Below are 26,180 nucleotides of genomic sequence, written 5' to 3'. Positions count from 1 at the left end.
AAAAAGATGTTAGGGAGGTTTCGGATGCCACAAGGTCAAATTAGAAAAGCATTAAGCGGCTTTTATTATGTATATGATGAGGGTCAAGTCATTCAATGTCGTGGTAGAGGGGTATTTAGAAATAGAGGGGAATCCCCTTTAGTAGGAGATTTTGTAGATTATACAGTAGAGGGTAATAACGACGGTACGATCACGGTTATTCATGAACGTAAAAATACATTAGTCCGCCCTCCAATAGCAAATATAGATCAAGCGATTTTAGTATTTTCCATCAAAGAACCAGACTTTAATACCATCTTATTGGACCGATTTTTAGTAGTACTTGAGTCTTTCAATGTGGAGCCAATCATTTGTTTAACAAAAAGTGATTTAATGGACGGACAAATGGAAGAAACGATGGAAGCGTATATCAAAGATTACGAACAAATCGGCTATCAGGTTTTGAAGACATTCAAAGACGATCCATCGTTTGATGAAAAAATTGCACCACTTCTAAAAGGTAAAACGACTGTATTGGCAGGACAATCAGGTGTCGGTAAATCGACACTTTTAAATACAATTTTACCTTCTTTGGATTTAAAAACCGGGGTTATCTCCAATGCTTTAGGGCGGGGAAAACATACGACTAGGCATGTCGAGCTTATTGAGGTTTGTGGGGGATTACTTGCAGACACTCCAGGTTTTAGCTCATTTGAGTTTGACTTGATGGAAAAAGAAGAACTTTCCAGATGTTTTCCGGAATTTGTAGAAAAACAAGATGCATGCAAGTTTAGAGAATGCATGCATGTAAAAGAACCGAAATGTGCAGTAAAAGATGCAGTAGAAACTGGTGAAATAAAAGAATATCGATATAAACATTATTTGCAGTTTTTCGACGAAATATTAGAAAGAAAGCCGAGGTACTAATTATGGTGAAAATTGCTCCATCTATATTAGCAGCTAATTTTGCAAAATTAGGAGAAGAAGTGCTAGAAGTTGAAAAAGCGGGGGCGGAATTGATTCATATAGATGTAATGGACGGCCATTTCGTTCCAAATATTACAATGGGACCTATTGTTGTAGAAGCATTACGTCCGCTTACAAACTTACCGTTAGATGTGCATCTAATGATCGAAAATGCAGATCAATATATCGAGGCATTCGCAAAAGCTGGTGCCGACTATATTACGGTTCATGTGGAAGCTTGTCCCCATCTCCATAGAACAATTCAATTAATTAGATCTTTTGGTGTAAAACCAGGGGTTGTATTAAACCCACATACACCAATAGAGACGATTCAGCATGTGTTAGAGGATATTGATATGGTACTTTTTATGACTGTTAATCCAGGTTTTGGCGGACAAAAGTTTATACATTCTGTCGTACCTAAAGTTAAACAACTTTCCAATATTATCAAAGATAGAAATTTATCGATAGAAATTGAAATCGATGGTGGAATTAACGAAGAAACGATTAAACCATGTGTCGAGGCAGGAGCTACCATTTTAGTTGCGGGATCCGCTATTTATAATGCACCGGATAAGGGAAAAGCTTTACAGGCCATTAAAGAAGCTGGGTTAAGTGTATTAGCAAAATGACACGAGTAATCGTTTGTTCAGGTGGCCCGGTAGAGGAAGTTGTTGATTTCAAACAGCTTCCTTTTTTCGAAGAAGAGAATGTTTTTATAGGTGCAGATAGAGGCGCTCTTCACTTATTATCAAAAGGAATCATACCTAATGAAATAATAGGTGACTTCGACTCGCTTTCTGAAAATGAATTTAGATTGGTTAAAGAACGAGTAAGTACAATTACCATACTTGAAGTGGAAAAAGATGAGACGGATACATATATAGCGATTGAAAAAGCATTAGCCTATAAGCCAGATGAAATTATACTCACGGGAGTAACGGGAGGTCGATTAGACCACTACGAAGCTGTTTTACATGATCTATGTCTTTTCCAACTTAACAATCCGGAAACTCTCTTTTCGATTCAAAACAATCAAAACATTATCCAATTTCTGTTGCCTGGAATCCATAATATCAAGCAAGATGCACATTATAAGTATATTTCTTTTTTTTCTTTCGGTGAAAAGGTAGAGAAGATTTCTTTAAAAGGATTTTTATACAATGTCATTGACGAGGACATTTCCGTTGGCAACGCAAAGTTTACAAGTAATGAACTTAAAGGACGAACTAGTACTATCTCTTTTAGAGCTGGCATATGTTTAATGATAAGAAGCAGCGACTAAAAGGGAGGAATTGTGTGAAGGTCTACACATTTAGATTGCCTAAATCCGTTAGCAGTTTGATGAAAGTTTGTATCCGCCTGTTTAAAAAAGAAGAAGTGAAGAAATGAAGGAACTCGATGACTCCATACTTTTTGGGGTCATTTTTTTGTGCTTTGTCTAGTTAACAGTCGTAAAATCTCAAATTGTATGTAATAATAAAAAAATACCAAATCGACAATTGTCGATTTGGTATTAATTATGAGTACGATTAAACGCGCTCAATTTTTCCTGATTTTAAAGCTCTAGCAGAAACCCATACACGTTTAGGTTTACCGTCTACAAGAATACGGACCTTTTGAAGGTTTGCCCCCCACGTACGTTTGTTAGCGTTCATAGCGTGAGAACGAGCATTACCAGAACGAGCTTTACGCCCAGTGATTGCACATACTTTTGGCATTATATTTCCTCCTTTAAAAAAGAAGCTGAAAGATTTTTCAGTTCGATATTTCACATACTTTAATAATTTACCACAGACTTTTACTATGTGCAAGCCTTATCAAGAAAAAAACCTTTACACACTAAAAAGGTTAAGGGAGTGCTGCTAGGATTTCCGCTGCAAGACGGACGCTTTCCGTGGAGTGAGTGATGAGCCTTCACCGCTCGCTTTGGCGGTCAATGTGAAGTCTACTCTTACTTACTTGATCCCACTGGAGTCGCCGTCCTTTTCGCTCCAATCCCTCCAAATCGACGCTATTATCTGTATTTATTAGCCATTAAAAGTTAGGAAATGGCTTAACGAGACCAATTGTCACTTGAAAGCAACCAATTCAATAGGCAATGCAACCAGTTTGCGCTTGAAAGCAACCAAATTGGCAACGAGCGCAACCAATTCTCCACGCAGTGGCTAGCAGACACTGATTGCCATGCACCTTACTTGAGGTCTCCACTGAATTTACATGGATTAGATCGTCCATTAAAATTTGCGCAACATATCAGACGTTACTCGCAACTTTCTAGACCAGATTCGCCACATTTTGAACGGATGAAACTTTTACGCTTGTATGGCAACCAATTTGCGACACATAGTCCCTATTATGTCAAGGGATAATAATCGGCTTTCTTCCGATAAACTTGCTATGTGAAGAATTAGTTGCTATCAACTGCTATTTGGTTACCATTATCGGTTTTCTGATAACAGACATTCCTTAACTGCATTTTTTGATAATCAGTGTTGAGGAAGCAAGCCGTTTTCCATTGATTTTCTCTGCTGGAGGCGACTCCTGCCGAATGAGTGGGCAAATGAGACAGTCAAACGACGTCTAAGCGGCGGGAGTGGGCTCATCGCTCACCCGGCGGAAAGCGTCCGCAAGCTGAGAAAATCATAGCGGTTACCTGTTAAGACGCATTATCCCTAAACAGTGAAATTGTAGACGAGAAGAAACGTTTCTTTTATAATTTCAAAGGGTGTAGTACAATTAACGGTAGTCAAAAAGGACTTGGGAGGTTTCAACATGTCAATTGAATTGAAAAATGAATTCGGACAAATTGATATATCACAAGATGCAGTTGCTCAAATTGCCGGCGGGGCTGCGATTGAGTGCTATGGTATTGTTGGTATGGCATCGAAGCACCAAATTAGAGATGGATTAACAGATATCTTAAGAAAAGAAAACTTCACAAAAGGTGTAGTTGTTAGACAAGAGAAAGAGGATTTACATATTGATATGTATATTATCGTAAGTTACGGAACGAAAATTTCGGAAATAGCTTATCAAATACAATCGAAAGTGAAATACACACTTAACAAATCTCTTGGAATGTCAGTGAAATCCGTAAATGTTTATGTACAAGGAGTTCGCGTGGCAAACGTGTGAATAAGGAGAGAAAATGATGAAATTAATCAATGGTAATCAATTCGCAGATATGGTCAAGATGGGGGCACATCATCTTTCCCAAAATGCAGATTATGTTGACGCATTAAATGTGTTTCCTGTTCCAGACGGAGACACGGGAACAAATATGAACTTATCGATGACTTCTGGTGCAAAAGAAACCGCTTCCCATACAGTAGAGCATATAGGTAAAACTGCTCAAGCCTTATCTAAAGGGTTGCTTATGGGCGCAAGAGGAAATTCAGGTGTTATTTTGTCCCAATTGTTTAGAGGTTTTGGGAAATCGGTAGAACAGTACAATACGCTAGATGCAAAACAATTTGCACAAGCATTAAATTATGGGGTGGAAACTGCTTATAAAGCAGTAATGAAACCAGTAGAAGGTACCATTTTAACGGTAGCAAAAGATTCCGCTAAAAAAGCGGTAGAAGTGAGCGAAACTGTAGATGATATTCGCGAGCTAATGTCGGCTGTTGTAGAAGAAGCGAAGCAATCATTAAACAGAACGCCTGATTTACTGCCAGTTTTAAAAGAAGTTGGCGTAGTAGATAGTGGTGGGCAAGGTCTTGTGTTCGTATATGAAGGCTTTTTAGCTAGCTTAAAAGGGGAAGCGCTCCCAGAAAAAACAGTAGTTTCTTCCATGGACGATTTAGTAAGCGCAGAGCATCATAAATCTGTTCAAGGATTTATGGATACTGCTGATATTGAGTTCGGTTTCTGCACAGAGTTCATGGTTCGTTTAGAAGAAGGTAAAAAAGCGTTTGACGAGACGCAATTTCGTAATGATTTAAGTGCTTTTGGGGATTCTTTACTAGTCATTTCGGATGAAGAAGTAGCGAAAATCCATATTCATTCCGAAACTCCTGGAGATGTTTTGACATATGGCCAGCAATATGGAGATTTAATTAAAATTAAAATCGAAAATATGCGGGAACAACATACTGAAATCGTTGGAGAAGGATACGTGAAAGATGGACCTACAAAAAAAGTGGAGGTTCATCCTTATGCAGTTGTAACAGTTGCAATGGGAGCAGGAGTATCGGAACTATTAAAAAGTTTAGGGGCATCCGCTGTAATCGAAGGTGGCCAAACGATGAACCCGTCCACGGAAGATATTGTGAAAGCAATTGAAGCTGTAGGGGCTGAACGAGTACTTATACTACCGAACAATAAAAATATTATTATGGCTGCTGAACAAGCTGCTGAAGTTTTAGGGATAGAAGCGGCGGTAGTGCCGACGAAAACGATCCCACAAGGTATGGCTGCAATTCTGGCATTTAACGCACAAGCAACAGTCGAAAATAATCAAAAAAATATGACAAGCGCGTTTGAGCATGTCAAAACTGGCCAAGTTACTTTCGCAGTACGTGATACATCGATTGATGGTGTAGAAATTAAAAAAGATGATTTCATGGCTCTTGCAGAAGGGAAAATTATTCTTTCTAATCCTTCACGAGAAGTGTCTGCGACAAGTTTGGCTAAAGCATTAATCGACGAAGATGCAGAAATTGTTACTATCATTTATGGAGAAGGTGTCTCAGAAGATGAGGCAAATAACTTCGCTGCATTTATTGAAGAACAATTTGAGGAAGTTGAAGTGGAAGTGTACAACGGTAAACAACCACTTTACCCATATATTTTATCTGTAGAATAAAACGAAACCACGGGAACATTTAATCCCGTGGTTTTTTTATCATAAAGCAGCTTCCTTTCAATACCTTTGTTAATTTCGTATTTTAGGTGTAAAATAGAGAGTAAATATATAGTTAATTGGAGGTCTATGAATTGAAATTCAAATCCGTTTTTGACATAATTGGACCCGTTATGATTGGACCATCCTCTTCACATACGGCGGGAGCGGCGCGTATAGGAAGAGTCGCAAGAGATTTATTTGGTAAACAACCAACATGGGCAAAAATATATTTATATGGATCTTTTGCAGAAACATATAAAGGGCATGGTACGGATGTGGCGATAATTGGTGGATTGCTCGATTATGACACATTTGATGAGCGGATTAAAACAGCGTTTGAAGATGCTAAAAAAGCAGGCCTCACATTTGAATTTATACCTGAAACCGCAAATACAGAACATCCAAATACAGCCCGTATTGTCATTGGGGATGACCAGCACGAAATGTCGATGGTCGGTATTTCGATTGGCGGAGGAAAAACGGAAATTACAGAGTTAAATGGATTTCCTCTCCGTCTTTCAGGTAATTTGGCAGCAATATTAGTTGTGCACGAAGACCGATCTGGATGTATAGCGAATGTTGCCAATTGTTTAGCGAAATACGATATAAACATTGGACATATGGAAGTGTCTCGAAAAGAAAAAGGAAATATGGCATTGATGATTATCGAAGTAGACCAAAATGTGGAAGAGCATATACTTGTTGAAATAGGGAAACTACCGAATATTACGCAAGTAACAAGAATAGCAGACTAAGGGGGATATCATATGGATGTGTTATTTCATAATGTTCGAGAGTTAGTAGATAGAGCGAATAGAGAACAGAAACTGATTTCTGAAATAATGATAGAGCAAGAAATTTTAATAACAGGACGTACTAGAGAAGAAATTATGACGCAGATGGATCGCAATTTGACAGTCATGGAAGAAGCGGTGGAAAAAGGATTAAAAGGTGTTCGTTCCACTTCTGGGCTAACTGGTGGAGATGCTGTCCTTTTGCAAGATTATCTAAAAAAAGGAAATACTTTATCTGGTGAGTTAATGCTAGATGCGGTAAGCAAAGCGGTGGCTACAAATGAAGTAAACGCTGCAATGGGAACTATTTGTGCAACTCCAACAGCTGGTTCGGCAGGGGTCGTTCCTGGTACGTTGTTTGCAGTGAAAAATAAATTAAATCCAACAAGAGAACAGATGATTCGTTATTTATTTAATGCGGGTGCGTTCGGTTTTGTTGTGGCAAATAATGCTTCTATTTCTGGAGCTGCCGGTGGTTGTCAAGCAGAAGTAGGTTCAGCTGCAGGTATGGCAGCTGCTGCTATTGTGGAAATGGCTGGTGGAACTCCAGAGCAAAGTTCTACAGCATTTGCAATTACACTTAAAAATATGCTTGGTTTAGTTTGTGATCCAGTTGCAGGGTTAGTAGAAGTTCCATGTGTGAAACGAAATGCCATGGGTGCATCGAACTCGTTAGTAGCTGCTGATATGGCACTTGCTGGTGTCACAAGTCGTATTCCATGTGATGAAGTAATTGATGCCATGTATAAAATCGGACAGACGATGCCTACAGCCTTAAAAGAAACGGCACAAGGTGGACTTGCTGCAACTCCTACTGGAAAATGGCTCGAGGCTAAAATATTTGGTGGAGCAGTTGTAAGTAGTGGAAACTAAAAAAGATGAGTTAGTAACTTCCTTAAAAGGAGTGGGGAGTGGAACTGCTAACGCATTGCATGAGCTAGGAATTGAAACATTAGAAGATTTAGTGATGACATTTCCTTATAGACATGAAGATTTTCGGTTGAAAAACTTGGCAGAAACTCCACATAACGAACGAGTAACAGTAGAAGGAAGGGTGGAAAGTGAGCCTTCCCTTCTTTTTTTAGGAAAAGCTAAATCTAGAATGCAAGTTCGTTTATTAGCGGGACAGCATCTTATAAAGGCTGTATTTTTCAATCAGGCTTATTTGAAGACGAAAATTATCCCTGGATCCATCGTTACGGTAACCGGTAAATGGGACAGAGGTAGACAAGTGATTAATGTTTCAACTTTTTCCGTAGGACCAAAAACTGACCAACAAGATTTTGAACCAGTTTATTCACTTAAAGGTTCTACTAGTCAGAAGGTTTTTCGAAAATTTATGCGCCAGGCACTCGATGAAGTAAATGGCCATTTGGTAGATCCTTTACCAGAATCGATAAAGGGTCCATATCGACTGCCGGATATATCAGAAGCTTTAGAAGGAATTCATTTTCCCCAAAATGTGGACCATTCAAAAAATGCTAGAAGGCGTTTTGTGTACGAGGAATTACTTATTTTTCAGTTGAAAATGCAAGCAATTAAAAAAGCACGCAAAGAACAAAATGTTGGAAATAGCATATCGTTTGATAATGATAAGTTGAAAAAGCTAATTGAAACATTGCCTTATGAACTAACGAATGCTCAAAAAAGAGTTGTCAATGAAATCTGTCGTGATTTAAAAGAACCGCATCGGATGAATCGACTGTTGCAAGGAGACGTTGGTTCAGGGAAAACAATCGTTGCTGCTATTTGTTTATATGCGGCAATCACAGCTGGATATCAAGGGGCACTTATGGCACCTACTGAGATATTAGCGGAGCAACATGCAAGCTCTTTAGATGAATGGCTTGCACCAATTGGCATAAAGATTGCTTTACTTACAGGATCGACGAAGGCAAAGATGCGTAGAAACGTGTTAGAAAATCTTGAAGCGGGAAATATTGATTTATTGATTGGCACTCATGCATTGATACAGCCCGATGTGACATTTAAACAACTCGGATTAGTAATTACGGATGAGCAGCATCGTTTTGGGGTCGAACAACGGAGAGTATTGAAGGAAAAAGGTGAAAATCCGGATGTGTTGTTTATGACGGCAACTCCTATCCCGAGAACATTGGCAATCACTGCTTTTGGTGAGATGGATGTATCCATTATTGATGAAATGCCAGCTGGACGAAAGAAAATTGAAACCCACTGGATGAAACATGATCAGCTGGATAAATTAATCGGTCGCTTAAAAAAGGAACTGGCAAATGGGAGACAAGCTTATATTATTTGCCCACTAATAGAAGAATCAGAGAAACTAGACGTTCAAAATGCTGTAGATGTATATAATATGATGGCTTCGGATTTAGGCGATGATTATAAGGTTGGACTAATGCACGGTAGACTGCATCCAGATGAAAAAGAAGAAGTGATGAGAAGTTTTTCGGATGGAGAAGTGAAGGTACTCGTTTCCACAACAGTTGTTGAAGTTGGGGTAAATGTTCCGAACGCAACATTTATGATTATTTTCGATGCAGAACGTTTTGGGCTTGCTCAGCTTCATCAGCTAAGAGGCCGAGTAGGACGGGGAGAACATCAGTCTTACTGTATTTTACTTGCTGATCCGAAGTCCGAAGAAGGTAAAGAGCGAATGATGTCGATGACCGAAACGAACGATGGATTTGTTCTTGCAGAAAAAGATTTAGAGCTTCGAGGACCAGGGGATTTCTTTGGTCGTAAACAAAGTGGTTTACCGGAATTCAAGATGGCTGACCTTGTGCATGATTACCGTGCTTTAAATACGGCTAAGGCAGATGCAGAGAGGCTTTTAGGTTCACAAGAGTTTTGGCAGTCTGAAGAGATGACAGGTCTTCGGAAAATTTTAATCGATTCAAAGGCATTAGATGGGGAACGTATAGATTGATTTTGTTCGTGAAAAAATAATTTGAATTTAGAATGCAGGGATGATGACGAATCTATTCTTGCATTCTTTTTTTATTATTTATATACTGATATTAGTACCAAGTGCTAAAATGGTGGTGATTGGATGAAATATACAAAAAAAGAAAGACAGCAGCTGCTTCTAGAAACATTGGAGAAAAATCCCTTTATCACGGATGAAAATTTAGCATCTACTTTTAAAGTTAGCGTGCAAACAATTCGTCTGGATCGGATGGAGCTATCTATACCAGAACTGCGAGAACGAATAAAATCAGTAGCAGCTCATAATTTTGGAGAAGAAGTGAAATCACTTCCGCTAAATGAGGTAATTGGTGAAATTATTGATATAGATTTGGACAAACAAGCAATTTCTATATTGGATATAACACAAGACCATGTGTTTGCAAGAAATAGCATTGCAAGGGGACATCACTTATTTGCGCAAGCGAATTCATTGGCTGTGGCAGTCATAAATGATGAGTTAGCATTAACTAGAAAGTCCACCATTACTTTCGTGAAGCCTGTTAAAGCTGGTGATAGAGTGATAGCGAAAGCTGTCGTAATAGCTAGTGATACGGAAAAAAATAGTACGTTAATTGAAGTGACTAGTAAGGTCGGAAATGATACGGTATTTACTGGACAATTTAGTATGTATAGAGTAACAAAGTCTTAAATAAAGGTGATGAAAGATGAAAATTTCCATTGATGCAATGGGTGGAGATAATGCCCCACACGAAATAGTTAAAGGTGTATACGAAGCGTTACAGGCTTTTGAGGATATTGAAATTCAGCTCTATGGAGATGAACAAAAGCTGACCCCGTTAATTACAACACATGAGCGATTAAAAGTGATACATACAGACGAAGTGATTGAAGGAACGGATGAACCTGTACGAGCAATTCGGAGAAAGAAAAATTCTTCATTAGTTAAAATGGCGGAAGCTGTAAAAAGTGGAGAAGCAGACGCTTGTGTTTCTGCTGGAAATACAGGTGCTTTAATGGCTGCTGGTCTATTTGTTGTTGGACGCATTGATCAAGTAGATCGTCCTGCCCTTGCTCCAACTTTGCCGACTCTCGATGGAAAAGGATTTGTTATGCTCGATTTAGGCGCCAATTCAGATGCAAAACCAGAGCATTTACAGCAGTTTGCTGTTATGGGAAGCGTTTATGCTGAAAAAGTAAGAGGTATTCAAAATCCGCGGGTTGGGCTTTTAAATATCGGAACGGAAGATATTAAAGGAAATGAACTTACAAAAGCTGCCTTTACTTTATTGAAGGAGGCTCCCATCAATTTTATCGGAAATGTAGAGTCTAGAGATTTACTGACAGGTGCTGCGGATGTCGTTGTAACAGATGGTTTTACAGGTAATATGGTACTGAAAACGATTGAAGGTACAGCATCGGGTATCTTTACATTATTAAAAGAGGCTTTTAATACTTCAACAAAAACAAAAATCTCCGCATTATTAGTAAAAGATCAGCTTCGAGGATTGAAAACAAAGTTGGATTATTCGGAATATGGTGGTGCAGGACTATTTGGGTTGAAAGCACCTGTTATTAAAGCGCATGGTTCTTCTAATGCACATGCTATTTTCCATGCCATTCGCCAAGCAAGAACGATGGTTGAGTATGATGTTTGTGGAATTATTCAAAGTACGTTAAGAAAGGAATCATCCAATGACTAAAATTGCATTTATTTTTCCGGGACAAGGCTCACAATCTGTTGGGATGGGCGAGCAGCTTATTGAAAGTGACAAAGAAAGTAAAAAGTATTACGAGCAGGCGGATGAAGTATTAGGGTTTTCTTTATCTTCTATTATGTTGGAAGGTCCTGCCGAAGAGCTAACTAAAACGTATAATGCGCAACCAGCGCTACTTACAACAAGTACGATGGTTGCGAGGAAGCTAGTAGAAGCGGGAATTTCCCCAGATTACACAGCTGGTCACAGTTTAGGGGAGTATTCCGCACTCGTAGCTTCTAATGTATTAAGCTTTGAAGATGCTGTTTTATTAGTTCATAAAAGAGGTCTATTTATGAATGAAGCAGTGCCTGCTGGAGAAGGGGCAATGGCAGCTATTTTAGGGCTAGATAAAGAAGCATTAAACGAAGTGACGAAGAAGGTTTCTGAAAATGGTAATACGGTGCAAGTAGCTAACTTAAACTGTCCAGGCCAAATCGTTATTTCTGGAACTGCTGCAGGTGTGGAAGAAGCATCAGTTAAAGCAAAAGAAGCGGGAGCGAAAAGAGCGATACCATTAGTAGTGAGTGGACCATTCCATTCTGAATTAATGAGACCCGCTGCCGAACAATTGGATGCTGCAATTTCTTCGATTGACTTAAAAGAAGCTGTCATACCAGTAATTTCAAATGTTACTGCATCTTCCGTAACGGAAGCCGCAACTATTAAAAATTTACTAGTAGAACAATTGTATTCACCTGTTCGATGGGAAGAATCGGTGCAGCAAATGATTGAGCTCGGTGTAACTGTATTTATTGAATGCGGTCCTGGAAAAGTACTAAGCGGTTTGGTCAAGAAAATTGATCGTTCTGTTACTACTTATTGCGTATATGATGAAGAGTCATTGCAACAAGTAATTGACTTATTGGGAGAGGTTAATAATGGGTAAATTAGACGGTAAATCAGCCATAGTTACAGGGGCATCCCGCGGTATTGGGAAAGACATCGCGCTTTATCTTGCAAAAGAAGGGGCAAAAGTTGCTGTAAACTACAGTGGTAGCAAAGAAAAAGCAGATGCAGTAGTAGAAGAGATTAAAGCGCTTGGCGGCGAAGCGTTTGCAATTCAAGCAAATGTCGATCAAGCGGAGGATGTGCAGAATTTAGTTGGTACGACATTAGAAAGTTTTGGGTCTATCGATATTTTAGTGAATAATGCGGGAATTACACGTGATAATCTACTAATGCGTATGAAAGAACAAGAATGGGACGATGTGTTAGATACGAACTTAAAAGGTGTTTTCCTCTGTACAAAGGCAGTTACAAGACAAATGATGAAACAACGGGCAGGGCGTATTATTAATATCACATCTATTGTCGGTGTATCAGGAAATCCAGGACAAGCGAATTATGTGGCAGCGAAGGCGGGAGTAATTGGGCTAACAAAATCAACGGCGCAAGAACTGGCTAGCCGCAATATTACTGTCAACTCGGTTGCACCTGGATTTATCACGACTGATATGACGGATGCTCTTCCAGAAGAAGTAAAAACACAAATGTTAAGTCAAATCCCACTTGCCAAATTTGGGAATACAGAAGATATTGCCAAAGCGGTCGCTTTTTTAGCTTCTGATGATGCAAATTATATTACTGGGCACACGCTCCATGTTAATGGCGGAATGTTCATGTAATCGTCTGACTGATGAGAAACAGTAGCACTCTTCATTGCTACTGTGCAAAGTACGTCTCATTACGGAGTGCTGGAGCATCTTGAGCGATAAGCGTTTTCGATCAGCCTAAAGAGAAATTTTCTGAAAATAATCTGCCCTTTCATTAGCAGGGAGAATTTTGTATAATCATTGAGGGGAGGTGACTAATGTGTCAACAGTTTTAGAACGTGTAACTAAAGTAATCGTGGATCGTCTAGGTGTAGATGAAAGCGAAGTAAAACTAGAAGCATCTTTCCGTGATGATCTAGGTGCTGACTCTCTAGATGTAGTTGAATTGGTAATGGAACTTGAAGATGAGTTCGATATGGAAATTTCAGATGAAGATGCTGAAAACATTTCAACTGTAGGTAGTGCAGTTAACTATATTGAAAGCAAACAAGGCTAATCTCTTTTAGCTAAAGAGACGTTCTCCCTATTCTTATGAATAGGGATCGAACGTCTCTATTTCTTTTTGCACAAAGCTATAGAAACAGGTAAACTAAAAAGCATAGATGATAATGCATGAAAGCAGAAGGCACCCTACAAATGGTGTCTGAAGCTAGACAAGTAAGAAAGGCAGATTATTCATGAAAGTAAATCGTAAAAATGGTCATACGAAAAAAACAGTTTTCTCCGAAAGTGTGAAAGAGCAATTTGAGCATTTTCAACAGCATTTTCAAATTCAATTTAATAATCCAGCATTATTGTATCAAGCTTTTACCCATTCATCCTATGTGAATGAGCATCGACGGAAATTTTTTGCAGATAATGAACGACTAGAGTTTCTTGGTGACGCCGTACTAGAACTATCAGTTTCCCAATATTTGTTCCAGCAATATACCATGATGAGTGAAGGAGAGTTAACAAAACTCCGAGCGGCAATTGTTTGTGAGCCTTCCCTTGTTTTATTTGCTAATGAGTTAAACTTTGGTAAATATGTATTGCTTGGAAAAGGGGAAGAACTAACTGGCGGACGGGAGAGACCTGCATTACTTGCGGACGTCTTTGAAGCGTTTGTTGGTGCACTGTATTTAGACCAAGGTCTTGAAGTTGTCGTTTCCTTTTTAGAAAAAATTGTTTTTCCGAAAATAGAACTCGGTGCTTTTTCGCATGTGATGGATTATAAAAGTCAGTTACAAGAAGTGATTCAACAACATAATAATGGCTCTTTAAGCTATGAAATCGTAGAGGAAAAGGGGCCAGCCCATAACCGTACCTTTGTTTCTCGCGTTGTATTGAATACGAAAGAATTAGGAATTGGAAAAGGACGTTCCAAAAAAGAAGCAGAGCAGCAAGCAGCTAGACTGGCGATACTTGCAATAAAGGATCAAGAACAGGGGGAATAATAATTGTTCCTTAAAAGATTAGAAATAATTGGTTTCAAGTCATTTGCAGACCGAATCGGAATAGATTTTGTACCTGGTGTTACAGCGGTTGTAGGACCAAATGGTAGTGGGAAAAGTAATGTAACGGATGCAATTAGATGGGTGTTAGGAGAACAGTCAGCTAAATCACTTCGCGGGGCAAAAATGGAAGATGTAATTTTCGCAGGAAGTGATTCACGAAAAGCCTTAAACTTTGCCGAAGTTACGTTAATATTAGACAACACGGACAACCAGGTGCCATTAGATTTTGCAGAGGTTAGCGTAACAAGAAGGGTTTTTCGTTCAGGAGATAGCGAATATTTGTTAAACAAGCAAACTTGTAGATTGAAGGACATCACGGACCTGTTTATGGATTCTGGTTTGGGAAAAGAAGCTTTTTCTATTATTTCCCAAGGTAGGGTCGATGAAATTTTAAATAGTCGCCCCGAAGATAGAAGAACTATCTTTGAAGAATCCGCTGGAGTACTAAAATACAAACAGCGTAAAAAGAAAGCAGAATTCAAACTAATCGAAACAGATGATAATTTGAATCGCGTATTAGATATTTTACATGAGTTAGATGGACGGATGGAGCCTTTACAAATTCAATCTTCGCTTGCATCCGACTATCTAAGAATGTCTGAAGAGCTTAAAGGTATTGAAATTGCTGTAATTGCACATGATTTACGATTATTCGTTCAAGAAAACGCAGAATTACATAGTAAATTACAAGCAATCGAAGAAAAGAAAAAAGCGCTCTTTGTAAAAATTAATAATATGGAAAATTCTATCCAAAAAGATAGAAAAGTGATGTCAGCAGTCGATGAAAAGTTAGATTCTGAACAAAGTGATCTAGTAGAGGCAAGTTCTGAACTAGAACGACTAGAAGGAAGAAAGCTTTTACTTGCGGAAAAAAAACAAAATGCTACCCAACAGATTTCTCAACTAAGACAAACACTTGAAGAAGAGCAAGAAAAACTTGCTGTATTTGAGCAACAGGTAAAAGAAAATAATGTAACTAAATCACAAAAACAAGTTCTTTTAAAAGAACTTCGGGCGAAAAAACTTCAAATTGACCTTGTTTTAAGCAAATCGGCATCAGAAGTAGAGGAAGAAATAGAAGATTTAAAAAGCACATATATAGATTTGTTAAACGAAGAAGCAACGATGAAAAATGAAATGAAGCATATGGAGCAGCAACTACATTTTGAACTTGTTTCTTCCGAAAAAATGGTAGCAGACTATCAAGAAATAAAAGAAGAACTAGAAAAGCTCACTGCACGTAAAAAAGAATTAGATCAGTTATTGGCTATTTGTCAAAAAGAATTGGAACAAAAACTACAAGATTTTAAAACGAAGCGTGAAGCATCAGAACGATTGGAAGCTTCGTATGAAGAGCAACAAACAATGCTTCAAAAAGCTTATCAAATGAAGCATCAAATGCAAGCAAGAAAAGACTCTTTGGAAGAACTGGAATCTGAGTTTTCTGGTTTTTTTCAAGGTGTAAAAGAAATATTAAAAGCAAGAGATAAAAAAGAGTTAAAAGGAATTCATGGGGCAGTAGCCGAGCTAATCCAAATACCCCATGCCTATATGAATGCAATTGATACGGCTATTGGACAACAATCCCAACATATTATTACAGATTCCAGTCAAGATGCCCGAATGGCGATTGAGTGGTTGAAAAAGAAAAGAGTTGGTAGAGCAACATTTTTACCACTCCAAGTTATGAAATCACGTAAATTAAATGAACATACATTGGCAAGTATTAAGCAACACCCATCTTTTGTGAATACTGCGGATAAACTTGTAAACTATAGTGATGGGTATCAAATTATTGTTGAAAACTTATTAGGAAGCATTATTATTGCAAAAGATTTAAAAGGTGCAAATGAAATGGCATCTCGTTTGCAATATAAATATCGTTTTGTCACGCTAGATGGGGATGTTGTCAATGCAGGAGGTTCGTTAACAGGAGGTTCTGTTAAACAGCAATCTTCTTTGTTTACACGTAAAGCAGAATTGGAACAGTTAAATGACAAGTTGGTTGAATTAGAAAAGTCTGTTTTTCAAGCTGAAAAATCCGTTGCATCTAAAAAACAAGAAGTTCAGTTATTGAAAAAAGAACTAGAAGAAACACGTCTTGCGGGAGAAACATTCCGAGTGGAGGAGCATAAGCTTCTTTCTGAAACTAGAGAATGTGCCGCAATTATTTCAAGGCTTACCAATCAATTACTTGAATACGATGAAGAGAAAACAGAAAAAGGGCAATTACACAACAATCTTGTCCGTAAAAAAGAGCAAACTGCTACTAGAAGTGCTGAAATTAGGGAGTCATTGACCTCTATTCAGCAAACTATTGACCAACTACAAGTGTTAAAACAACAATCTATAGAAGAAAAAGACAAGTTCCAGAATGAGCTCGGGGAGCTACTGTCGCATATTGCAGTAGTGAACGAACAAGTATCCCAACATGAAAAAGAAAAAACATTGCTTGAAACCTCCATTCAAACGAGTACCCAAAAAGTTGCAACTTTACAAAAGGAAATTGCATGGTATGAAAATGATGAGCAAGGAGGCACTTCAGCGGAAGAGCTAATTAATCTGATCAATCAGCTGAAAAATAAAAAAGAACATTTACTCGAGCAAATACAAGTCGGAAAAAGAAGTAGATTGGAACTTGCTCAAAGTATAAGCGAGGTTGAAAATTCATTAAAGGCAGTACAAAACGAAGCAAACCTTCAAACTACTGAAGAGCGGAATCACGAGATTAAGTTAAGCAAGCTTGAAGTTGAGATGAATACACTCCAAAATCATTTAGAAGAAACGTATGAAATGACTTTAGAAGACGCAGAGCGTGATTTTTCATTTGATATGGAGGAGGACCTTGCTCGCAAAAAAGTGAAACTACTAAAACTTTCAATTGAAGAACTAGGCCCAATTAACTTAGGGTCTATTCAAGAATTCGAGCAAGTGAGTGAACGTCATTCTTTTTTGACCGAACAAAGGGAAGATTTATTATCCGCTCAGGAAACATTGCATGAAGTTATAAAAGAGATGGATGAAGAAATGACGATTCGTTTTGAAACTACTTTCTATGAAATTCGAAGACATTTTAGAATAGTTTTTCGGGAGTTATTCGGTGGTGGCCAGGCTGATTTGATCTTGACTGATCCTACATCTTTATTGGAAACAGGAATTGATATAGTAGCACAACCTCCTGGTAAAAAGTTACAGAACCTATCGTTATTATCAGGTGGTGAGCGTGCACTTACGGCAATTGCCTTATTGTTTGCTATACTCCATACAAGACCAGTACCATTTTGTATTTTAGATGAAGTAGAAGCTGCTTTAGATGAAGCAAATGTCACGCGTTATAGTGATTATTTGAAAAAGTTTAGTCATGATACACAGTTTATCGTCATTACGCACCGGAAGGGAACAATGGAAGGCGCGGATGTTTTGTACGGGATAACAATGCAAGAGTCCGGAATTTCAAAATTAGTTTCTGTTAAACTAGAAGAACAACTAGTAACGTAAAGGGGTTAGATGGATGAGTTTTTTTAAAAAGTTAAAAGAAAAAATGCTAGGAACGACAGAAGAGGTCGAAGAAACAGTTACAATCACCAATAAGTTTAAAGAAGGATTAGCTAAAACAAGAAATCAGTTTACATCCAAAGTAAATGATCTTGTTGCCAAATACCGCAAAGTCGACGAAGACTTTTTCGATGAATTAGAAGAAATTTTACTACAAGCAGATGTGGGTTTTGAAACAGTTGTAGAGCTAATGGACTCTTTACGCTTTGAAGTGCAACGTAAAAATATTAAAGATACGGCAGGTATTCAATCTGTTATTTCGGAAAAACTGGTGGAAATTTATGAAGCTGGCGATGAAAATGTAACAGAGCTTAAATTGGAGAATGAAGGGTTATCCGTTATTTTATTTGTTGGGGTAAATGGAGTTGGGAAAACAACGACTATAGGAAAGCTTGCTCATCGTCTGAAAGGTGAAGGGAAAAAAGTAATGTTGGCTGCAGGAGATACATTCCGTGCAGGTGCCATTGATCAACTTCAAGTGTGGGGCGACAGAGTAGGTGTAGAAGTCATTAAGCAAGCGGAAGGATCAGATCCTGCTGCCGTTATGTACGATGCCATTCGTGCGGCTAAAACGAGAAATGCAGATGTTTTAATATGTGATACTGCTGGTCGACTACAAAACAAAGTCAATTTAATGAACGAATTAGAGAAAATACATCGCGTTATTTCTCGGGAAATAACGAACGCTCCTCATGAAGTATTGCTTGCTCTAGATGCTACAACTGGTCAAAATGCGCTTGTGCAAGCACAGACTTTTAAAGAAGCAACAAATGTTACCGGTATCGTACTAACCAAGCTTGACGGAACCGCAAAAGGTGGTATTGTGTTAGCAATTCGCAATAAGTTGCATATTCCTGTTAAATTCGTCGGGTTGGGTGAACAAATGGATGATTTACAACCATTTGATGCTGAAAAATATGTATACGGGCTTTTCGCTGAAGGTCTTGAACTTGAAAGTGAACAAGAAGAAGACAAGTAAAAATACTTGACAGTTATATTCTCTATGAATAAACTAGAGAGTGACAATGGAATTGGTAAGGAGAGATGGGAATGATTGAAAAAACAACTCGTATGAATTTTCTCTTCGATTTTTACCAGGCTTTATTAACAGATAAACAAAGAAGCTATATGCAGCTTTATTATTTAGATGATTTATCACTTGGAGAAATAGCAGAAGAATATGATATTTCGAGACAAGCGGTTTATGATAATATTCGAAGAACAGAAGCTATGTTAGAAGAGTATGAAGAAAAGCTCAATCTGTTTACGAAATTTGAAAAACGGCAAGAAACGGTTGAACAGCTACTGCTAGTAGCAAAGGATCAATCATCTGAAGCAACACTGATTCAACTCATTAATCAATTAAAAGAATGGGATTAGGAGGCGGCATGCATGGCATTTGAAGGATTAGCTGAGCGACTCCAAGGGACGCTTCAGAAAATCAAAGGCAAAGGGAAAATTTCTGAAGCTGATGTAAAAGAAATGATGAAAGATGTTCGTCGTGCACTCATTGAAGCCGATGTTAACTTGAAAGTTGTGAAAGAATTCGTTAAGAATGTTTCAGAACGGGCAGTTGGTCAAGATGTAATGAAAAGTTTGACACCCGGACAGCAAGTCATAAAAATCGTTAAAGACGAACTGACAGAGTTAATGGGTGGAGAACAAAGTCAAATTGCGTTTTCTACAAGACCGCCAACTATCATTATGATGGTTGGACTTCAAGGTGCGGGTAAAACAACAACGACTGGGAAGCTAGCAAATGTACTTAGAAAAAAATACAACAAGAAGCCTTTATTGGTTGCAGCCGATATTTATCGACCGGCAGCGGTAAAACAGCTAGAAACGCTTGGAAAACAGTTATCATTACCTGTATTTGCTTTAGGAACAGATATTTCTCCAGTTGAAATTGTTAAACAGGCGATTGAGCATGCAAAAGAAGAACATCATGATGTTGTAATCGTGGATACCGCGGGTCGTTTGCATATTGACGAAACGCTTATGCAAGAGTTAAAAGATATTCGCGCAATTAAAGAACCAGATGAAGTATTCTTGGTCGTAGATGCGATGACGGGGCAAGATGCTGTCAATGTTGCGAATAATTTTAATGAAACGATTGGAATTACAGGTGTTGTATTAACGAAACTTGATGGGGATACTCGTGGTGGAGCAGCTTTATCCATTCGTTCCGTAACGCAAAAGCCTATTAAATTTGTCGGTATGGGTGAAAAAATGGATGCTCTAGAAGCGTTCCATCCAGAGCGAATGGCTTCTCGTATTTTAGGAATGGGAGATATGATGTCTCTTATTGAGAAGGCTCAAGCGAATGTAGATGAAGAAAAAGCGAAGGAATTAGAAGAGAAATTCCGCACCCAATCCTTTACATTTGATGACTTTTTAGATCAAATCAGTCAAGTGAAAAAAATGGGACCATTAGATGAAATTCTCAAAATGCTACCTGGAGCAGGCAAGATCAAAGGACTTGAAAATGCCAAAGTCGATGAAAAACAAATGGATCGTGTAGAAGCGATTATTTATTCCATGACTACGCAAGAAAAAACCACTCCCGAAGTCATAAATGGTCCAAGAAAAAAACGAATTGCTAAGGGATCTGGAACAACGATTCAAGATGTTAACAGGCTCTTAAAGCAATTTGAAGACATGAAAAAAATGATGAAACAAATGACGAACATGCAACAAAAAGGAAAGAAAAAGATGAAAATGCCTGGTTTAGACTCTCTTTTCAAGTAAATTTCCTAGAAAAAAATAAGGTGTTAAGAAAAAACACTTTACAAACAAATAAAAGCTTGATAATATACTATCTTGTGTGAAACTATTCGGAGGTGCAATAAAAATGGCAGTTAAAATTCGTTTAAAACGTATGGGAGCAAAAAAATCTCCTTTCTATCGTATTGTAGTAGCAGACTCTCGCGCTCCACGTGATGGTCGTCAAATCGAAACAGTAGGTACTTACAACCCACTTACGAAACCAGCAGAAGTTAAAATTAACGAAGAATTAGCGTTAAAATGGCTTCAAGACGGTGCAAAACCATCTGATACAGTACGTAACTTGTTCTCAGAACAAGGAATTATGGAAAAATTCCATAACGCAAAACTCGGCAAATAATCGGAGGGGACAATGTGAAGCAGCTGATCGAAGCAATCGTAAAACCATTAGTTGATTATCCTGATAAAGTTCAAGTTGAAATAGAGGAAAACGTAAACCGTATAGTTTATAAACTTTCCGTTCATCCTGAAGATATGGGAAAAGTAATTGGCAAACAAGGGCGAGTAGCGAAAGCCATTCGTACTATTGTTTACTCAGCAGCAGGCAGTCACCAAAAGAAAAAAACATATGTCGATATTCAAGATTAAGGGAGAACACTTTGTTCTTCCTTTTTTGATAGGAGGTAATATAAATGGAATGGTTTAACGTTGGAAAAATTGTCAATACTCATGGAATTTGGGGAGAGGTTCGCGTAATCTCAACAACTGACTTTGCGGATGAACGTTATGAGGTTGGGAGCGAACTTGGGCTTTTTAAAGCCGATGGTTCTAAACCAATCACAGTAACAGTGGCTAGTCATCGGAAGCATAAAAACTTTGATTTATTAACGTTCGAAGGATATACCTTATTAAAAGATGTAGAAGTGTTCCGAGATGCAGTATTAAAAGTTTCTGAAAAATATCTTACTGATCTAGAAGACAATGAATTCTATTATCATGAGATTATTGGTTGCTCTGTTGAATCATTGGAAGGTGAGGCAATCGGAACAGTTACGGAAATAATCCAAACAGGTGCAAATGACGTTTGGGCTGTTCAACCTGTGAAAGGGAAAACACATTATATCCCGTATATTGAGGATGTTGTTAAAACAGTCGATATCGAAAATAAAAAAATCATTATCGATGCATTGGATGGTTTATTATCATGATGAACATTCATATTCTTTCGCTTTTTCCAGAAATGTTTACAGGCGTTTTCAATTCGTCTATTTTGAAAAAAGCGCAAGAAAAAGATGAAGTAGAGATTAATGTAGTCAATTTTCGGGATTTTGCAGGAAATAAACATCACCAAGTGGATGACTATCCATATGGCGGGGGGGCTGGAATGGTCTTAAAGCCTGAGCCGATTTTTAATGCAGTAGAATCCCTCTTGACGAATCCCGAGCAAAAAAGACGTATTATTCTTCTTTGCCCTCAAGGCGAACGATTTACGCAACGAAAAGCGGAAGAGCTTGCAAAAGAGGAGGAACTCATCTTCATTTGTGGCCATTACGAAGGCTATGATGAACGGATCCGTGAACATCTAGTGACGGATGAGATTTCCATCGGTGATTTTGTTCTTACGGGTGGAGAACTAGCAGCGATGACTGTTGTGGACAGCGTTGTTAGACTTTTACCAAATGTTCTAGGTAAAGCAGAATCACATGAACAAGATTCCTTTTCAACGGGCTTTTTAGAGCACCCACATTATACTCGTCCAGTTGAATATCGAGGCTACAAAGTACCGGATGTTTTATTGTCAGGTAATCATGCTGCTATTGATCGATGGAGACGTGAGCAGTCCCTAAAGAGGACGCTTGAAAGACGACCCGAGTTATTAGAAACAGCAGAATTGACTGAAGCGGATAGAAAAGCCCTTCGTATGTTAAAAGATTAACATAAAATTATTGCACCAAGAGATTGGTTGTGTTATATTTTAAAATGTACTTTTATGTAAAGTACTGATTTTGGGTGTTCCGCTGCAACAGACAATGTGTGTAAGAGCATTCTAGAGAAGGAGAGAAAATGATGCAAAACATTATTTCAGAAATCACTAAAGAACAATTACGTACAGATCTTCCTACTTTCCGTCCTGGTGACACAGTTCGTGTACACGTTAAGGTTGTTGAGGGAACTCGTGAACGTATCCAAATGTACGAAGGTGTTGTAATTAAGCGTCGTGGAGGCGGAATTAGCGAAACTTTCACAGTTCGTAAAATTTCTTCTGGCGTTGGTGTTGAGCGTACATTCCCTGTACACACACCAAAAATTGCAAACTTAGAAGTTGTTCGTCGTGGTAAAGTTCGTCGTGCTAAATTGTACTACTTACGCGACCTACGCGGTAAAGCAGCTCGTATTAAAGAGCGTCGCTAATTGTAATAGTAAAAGTAAATGTTGTAGTGAAGGTGATGCCACTTTTGCTACAACATTTTTTCTTTTCAGAATGTCGACGAAACGCTTTCGACGGTTCTGAAATATTTATAGTAGAAATATTGTCATACTTTTTGCTTGAAGATGATTTTCCTTGTACAATATAGTTAGCGAATAAAGGAGGCAAATTGATGGAACAAGTAAAAAAGGAAAAGAATGAATTATGGGAGTGGTCGAAAGCACTTTTAATTGCTTTTGGACTAGCAGCAATAATTCGATTCTTTTTATTTACACCAATCGTAGTAGACGGAGAATCCATGATGCCTACTTTAAAAAATGGGGATCGTATGGTTGTCAACAAAATTGGATACATGGTTGGCAAACCTGATCGTTACGATATTGTAGTATTTCATGCGCCAGAACAAAAGAACTATATTAAACGGGTTATAGGATTGCCTGGAGATAGTGTAGAGTTTAAAAATGATCAATTATTTATCAATGGAAAAGAACTACCAGAACCATATTTAGAGCAGTATAAAAGCGAAATTAGCGAAGGAACGCTTACAGATGATTTCACTTTAGAGGAGACTGCTGCACAAGTAAGTAAAATCCCGGAAGGATACATATTCGTAATGGGAGATAATCGAAGATATAGTAAAGATAGCCGACATATTGGCCTTGTTAAGATTGACGAAGTAATCGGCAATACGAGCTTCGTTTTCTGGCCAATGGATGATATAGGTTTTGTGAAGTAAAGAAGGTGGTACGTAATGACGATTCAATGGTTTCCTGGTCATATGGCCAAAGCAAGAAGAGAAGTAACAGAGAACTTGAAAATGGTGGACATCATTTTTGAGCTGATAGATGCACGTTTACCGTTGTCTTCTAGAAATCCAATGATTGATGAAGTTGTTCATCAAAAAACGAGGTTACTCATACTCAACAAGATGGACATGGCCGACGATGTTCAAACAAAAAAGTGGATAGCTTATTTTGAAGCAAAAGGGCATCCCACGGTCGCAATAAACTCTTTAGAGGGAAAAGGTCTTCAAACAGTTTTCAAAGCTGCTAAAGAGCTTTTAAAGCCTAAATGGGACCGGATGAAAGATAGAGGAATAAAACCTCGAGCGATTCGAGCAATGATCGTAGGGATTCCAAACGTTGGAAAATCGACTCTTATTAATCGATTTGCAAGAAAAAACCTTGCCAAAACTGGTAATACACCAGGGGTGACAAAAAGACAGCAATGGATCAAAGTGGAAAAAGAGATTGAATTGCTCGATACACCAGGTATTCTTTGGCCAAAATTCGAAGATCAGCAGGTTGGATATAAACTAGCGGTAACGGGTGCCATTAAAGACGCCGTTATCAATATGGAAGATTTAGCTGTATATGGCCTTCGTTTTTTACAAGAACATTATCCAAAACGTATGGAAGAACGATATCAGCTTACCGAGGTCAAAGAAGATTTGGTAGAAACTTTTGATCATATTGGAAAGTTAAGAAGATGTTATGGAAGTGGCGGGGAAATTGATTACGATCAAGTTGCAGAGCTCATTGTTCGTGACATTCGAAATCTACATCTTGGAAAATTGACATTTGATTTTGTAGAAGAATATTGATTTGGAAATATACCCTTTTTGCCATTAGGTAAAGAGGGTTTTGTCATGCTTGCGAACAAAATTAAATTTATGATAGAAGTCATTCTAGGGATAATGCTTCGTAAGGGAGTTTTCGCTAGGATTTCTGCTGCAGGACGGACGCTTTCCGTGGGGTGAGTGGTTAGCCTTCACCGTCCGCTTTAGCGGTCGCCTGTGAAGTCTCATCTTACTAATTTGATCCCACTGGAGTCGACGTCCTTCAGCTCCAATCCGTCAACATATGCGCGTTTATCTGTATTTATTGTCCATTAAAAGTTAGAAAATGGCTAAGCGAGACCAATTAGCTCGTGAAAGCAACCAATTCAACAGGCAAAGCAACCAGTTCGGGCTTGACAGCAACCAAATTTCTATGCAGAGCAACCAAATCGACAAATAGAGCAACCAATTCTCCAAGTAAAGATTTTATGTCTCGTATATAGACTATTTATGCTCGGAGTGGAAGTAATTTTCTTTGATTTTCTCTGCTGGTGGCGACTCCTGCCGAGGCCAACAAGATGTTGGTCACGAAGGCGTTGCCACACGATGTGGCGATCTTAGCCTTTGTTCCGCTGTGGGCAAATGAGACATTCCAACGAACGCGCAAGCGGCGGGAATGGCTCATCGCTCACCCGGCGGAAAGCGTCCGACTGCTAAGAAAATCATAGCGGTCGCTAGTCAAACGCACTTTCCCTAAAGAATGTCCTTATTTCGCTTGTTCATTTAACGAAAAAGTGGTCGATACATATAATAAGTTCAAGAAAGTTGGAAAAGAACATGTTAAGTTTAAAAGAAATAAAAGAGAAACTATTAATCGCAAACGGATCGGAACCTTGGCTTATAGAGTTAGAAAACGATACGAGGATTGGTGCGCTTAAGTTACTCAATAGTTGGAAGAGAAAGCAACATATTTTGCAATTGGAAAAACAAACGCATACAGAGAAAATATTGTTTGATCGAAGTTTTTGTGAAAACGACAATGACTTAGTGGCTGGAGTTGATGAAGCAGGGCGGGGCCCACTAGCGGGGCCAGTTGTGACAGCTGCTGTGATTTTAGATAATAACGCAGAAGGGCTAATTGGATTGAATGACTCTAAACAGCTCTCCAAAACAAAAAGAATTGAATTAGCAAGGAAGATAAAAGAGCATGCTATCAGTTATTTTATTCATTTTCAATCCGTTGAAAAAATTGATGAACTCAATATCTATGAAGCAACAAAGCAGTCCATGACAGAATCTGTTTTGAATTTACATAAACAACCTACTGTCGTGCTAGTAGACGCTATGAAGTTACCAATAGATACGAAAACACATTCCATTATTAAAGGAGATGCACAAAGCTTAGCAATAGCTGCAGCATCCATACTTGCTAAAACGGCAAGAGATCATTACATGGATCAATTACACGAGGAATATCCAAACTATATGTTTAACAAACATGCCGGCTACGGAACTAAACAGCATGTAGAAATGATTATGAAGTATGGACCGACTAAGCATCATCGAACAACATTTGAACCGATTAAATCGATTCTAAAAAAATGAGGT

At 38.4% G+C, this 26,180-nt stretch carries 27 protein-coding genes; 26 read left to right on the top strand and 1 reads right to left on the bottom strand.

What is annotated here, in order from left to right; translation table 11 throughout:
• The first annotated feature begins 24 nt into the window (after positions 1–24).
• The 3 genes from rsgA to FS486_RS00500 are packed head-to-tail and all read left to right on the top strand — an operon-like array spanning position 25 to position 2,230.
• Positions 25–906, top strand: a complete 882-nt coding sequence (gene rsgA / locus FS486_RS00510) for a ribosome small subunit-dependent GTPase A (RefSeq protein ID WP_144509295.1) — start codon at positions 25–27, stop codon at positions 904–906.
• Between the two features lie 2 nt (positions 907–908).
• Positions 909–1,577: a ribulose-phosphate 3-epimerase gene (gene rpe / locus FS486_RS00505; RefSeq protein WP_144509294.1), complete on the top strand. Its 669-nt coding sequence runs from the start codon at positions 909–911 to the stop codon at positions 1,575–1,577.
• The gene (locus FS486_RS00500) at positions 1,574–2,230 is read left to right on the top strand and encodes a thiamine diphosphokinase (protein WP_144509293.1); all 657 of its coding nucleotides are present in this window, start codon (positions 1,574–1,576) and stop codon (positions 2,228–2,230) included. Before rpe ends, FS486_RS00500 begins: the two co-directional genes overlap by 4 nt.
• Before the next feature lie 247 nt (positions 2,231–2,477).
• Here the strand turns inward: FS486_RS00500 and rpmB are convergent, their stop codons facing one another.
• Entirely contained in the window at positions 2,478–2,666 is a 189-nt protein-coding gene (gene rpmB, locus FS486_RS00490) for a 50S ribosomal protein L28 (RefSeq protein ID WP_093263405.1), read from the bottom strand.
• A 1,054-nt stretch (positions 2,667–3,720) separates the two neighbouring features.
• On the opposite strand from rpmB, the gene FS486_RS00485 reads away from it, so the two are divergent.
• From FS486_RS00485 to FS486_RS00375, 23 genes are all read left to right on the top strand, one after another.
• Complete coding sequence (locus FS486_RS00485) at positions 3,721–4,083, top strand: Asp23/Gls24 family envelope stress response protein (protein WP_144509292.1); 363 nt, start codon at positions 3,721–3,723, stop codon at positions 4,081–4,083.
• A gap of 16 nt (positions 4,084–4,099) precedes the next feature.
• Complete coding sequence (locus FS486_RS00480) at positions 4,100–5,755, top strand: DAK2 domain-containing protein (RefSeq protein WP_144509681.1); 1,656 nt, start codon at positions 4,100–4,102, stop codon at positions 5,753–5,755.
• A gap of 131 nt (positions 5,756–5,886) precedes the next feature.
• Entirely contained in the window at positions 5,887–6,549 is a 663-nt protein-coding gene (gene sdaAB / locus FS486_RS00475) for an L-serine ammonia-lyase, iron-sulfur-dependent subunit beta (protein ID WP_144509291.1), read from the top strand.
• Between the two features lie 12 nt (positions 6,550–6,561).
• Complete coding sequence (sdaAA, locus tag FS486_RS00470) at positions 6,562–7,461, top strand: L-serine ammonia-lyase, iron-sulfur-dependent, subunit alpha (RefSeq protein ID WP_144509290.1); 900 nt, start codon at positions 6,562–6,564, stop codon at positions 7,459–7,461.
• The gene (gene recG / locus FS486_RS00465; protein WP_144509289.1) at positions 7,451–9,499 is read left to right on the top strand and encodes an ATP-dependent DNA helicase RecG; all 2,049 of its coding nucleotides are present in this window, start codon (positions 7,451–7,453) and stop codon (positions 9,497–9,499) included. The genes sdaAA and recG overlap by 11 nt, the downstream gene beginning before the upstream one ends.
• Positions 9,500–9,622: 123 nt before the next feature.
• Complete coding sequence (gene fapR, locus FS486_RS00460; RefSeq protein WP_144509288.1) at positions 9,623–10,189, top strand: transcription factor FapR; 567 nt, start codon at positions 9,623–9,625, stop codon at positions 10,187–10,189.
• Between the two features lie 16 nt (positions 10,190–10,205).
• On the top strand, positions 10,206–11,201 hold the full coding sequence (plsX, locus tag FS486_RS00455; protein WP_144509287.1) for a phosphate acyltransferase PlsX: 996 nt from the start codon (positions 10,206–10,208) through the stop codon (positions 11,199–11,201).
• Positions 11,194–12,144 (top strand): ACP S-malonyltransferase, encoded by a 951-nt coding sequence (gene fabD / locus FS486_RS00450; protein WP_144509286.1) that lies wholly within the window; start codon positions 11,194–11,196, stop codon positions 12,142–12,144. The genes plsX and fabD overlap by 8 nt, the downstream gene beginning before the upstream one ends.
• Positions 12,137–12,883 (top strand): 3-oxoacyl-[acyl-carrier-protein] reductase, encoded by a 747-nt coding sequence (fabG, locus tag FS486_RS00445; protein ID WP_144509285.1) that lies wholly within the window; start codon positions 12,137–12,139, stop codon positions 12,881–12,883. Before fabD ends, fabG begins: the two co-directional genes overlap by 8 nt.
• A gap of 187 nt (positions 12,884–13,070) precedes the next feature.
• The gene (gene acpP / locus FS486_RS00440; protein ID WP_144509284.1) at positions 13,071–13,307 is read left to right on the top strand and encodes an acyl carrier protein; all 237 of its coding nucleotides are present in this window, start codon (positions 13,071–13,073) and stop codon (positions 13,305–13,307) included.
• 181 nt (positions 13,308–13,488) lie between these two features.
• Positions 13,489–14,247 carry a ribonuclease III gene (gene rnc / locus FS486_RS00435; RefSeq protein WP_144509283.1) on the top strand — a complete coding sequence of 253 codons (759 nt, stop codon included), beginning with the start codon at positions 13,489–13,491 and terminating at the stop codon, positions 14,245–14,247.
• 3 nt (positions 14,248–14,250) lie between these two features.
• The gene (gene smc / locus FS486_RS00430) at positions 14,251–17,805 is read left to right on the top strand and encodes a chromosome segregation protein SMC (protein WP_144509282.1); all 3,555 of its coding nucleotides are present in this window, start codon (positions 14,251–14,253) and stop codon (positions 17,803–17,805) included.
• A gap of 13 nt (positions 17,806–17,818) precedes the next feature.
• The gene (gene ftsY / locus FS486_RS00425; protein WP_144509281.1) at positions 17,819–18,841 is read left to right on the top strand and encodes a signal recognition particle-docking protein FtsY; all 1,023 of its coding nucleotides are present in this window, start codon (positions 17,819–17,821) and stop codon (positions 18,839–18,841) included.
• Positions 18,842–18,912: 71 nt separating this feature from the next.
• A complete protein-coding gene (locus FS486_RS00420; RefSeq protein WP_144509280.1) occupies positions 18,913–19,242 on the top strand; it encodes a putative DNA-binding protein in 330 nt (109 codons plus the stop codon).
• A 12-nt stretch (positions 19,243–19,254) separates the two neighbouring features.
• Positions 19,255–20,610 carry a signal recognition particle protein gene (gene ffh / locus FS486_RS00415; protein WP_144509279.1) on the top strand — a complete coding sequence of 452 codons (1,356 nt, stop codon included), beginning with the start codon at positions 19,255–19,257 and terminating at the stop codon, positions 20,608–20,610.
• A gap of 103 nt (positions 20,611–20,713) precedes the next feature.
• Positions 20,714–20,986 (top strand): 30S ribosomal protein S16, encoded by a 273-nt coding sequence (rpsP, locus tag FS486_RS00410; protein WP_093263327.1) that lies wholly within the window; start codon positions 20,714–20,716, stop codon positions 20,984–20,986.
• A 14-nt stretch (positions 20,987–21,000) separates the two neighbouring features.
• Positions 21,001–21,234 carry a KH domain-containing protein gene (locus tag FS486_RS00405; protein ID WP_144509278.1) on the top strand — a complete coding sequence of 78 codons (234 nt, stop codon included), beginning with the start codon at positions 21,001–21,003 and terminating at the stop codon, positions 21,232–21,234.
• A 44-nt stretch (positions 21,235–21,278) separates the two neighbouring features.
• On the top strand, positions 21,279–21,794 hold the full coding sequence (gene rimM / locus FS486_RS00400; protein ID WP_144509277.1) for a ribosome maturation factor RimM: 516 nt from the start codon (positions 21,279–21,281) through the stop codon (positions 21,792–21,794).
• Complete coding sequence (gene trmD / locus FS486_RS00395; protein ID WP_144509680.1) at positions 21,794–22,522, top strand: tRNA (guanosine(37)-N1)-methyltransferase TrmD; 729 nt, start codon at positions 21,794–21,796, stop codon at positions 22,520–22,522. The genes rimM and trmD overlap by 1 nt, the downstream gene beginning before the upstream one ends.
• Positions 22,523–22,653: 131 nt before the next feature.
• The gene (gene rplS / locus FS486_RS00390) at positions 22,654–22,998 is read left to right on the top strand and encodes a 50S ribosomal protein L19 (RefSeq protein WP_144509679.1); all 345 of its coding nucleotides are present in this window, start codon (positions 22,654–22,656) and stop codon (positions 22,996–22,998) included.
• Positions 22,999–23,186: 188 nt separating this feature from the next.
• Positions 23,187–23,750, top strand: a complete 564-nt coding sequence (lepB, locus tag FS486_RS00385) for a signal peptidase I (protein WP_144509276.1) — start codon at positions 23,187–23,189, stop codon at positions 23,748–23,750.
• 15 nt (positions 23,751–23,765) lie between these two features.
• A complete protein-coding gene (gene ylqF, locus FS486_RS00380; protein ID WP_144509275.1) occupies positions 23,766–24,617 on the top strand; it encodes a ribosome biogenesis GTPase YlqF in 852 nt (283 codons plus the stop codon).
• A 792-nt stretch (positions 24,618–25,409) separates the two neighbouring features.
• Positions 25,410–26,177, top strand: a complete 768-nt coding sequence (locus tag FS486_RS00375; protein WP_144509274.1) for a ribonuclease HII — start codon at positions 25,410–25,412, stop codon at positions 26,175–26,177.
• Positions 26,178–26,180 lie beyond the last annotated feature (3 nt).

Origin of the sequence: Bacillus sp. FJAT-22090 (assembly GCF_007676755.1) — a bacterium.
In the GTDB taxonomy this organism is placed as follows: Bacteria; Bacillota; Bacilli; order Bacillales_A; family Planococcaceae; genus Psychrobacillus.
Note: the sequence above shows the minus strand (reverse complement) of the source record. Positions and strands in the feature narration are given on the sequence as shown.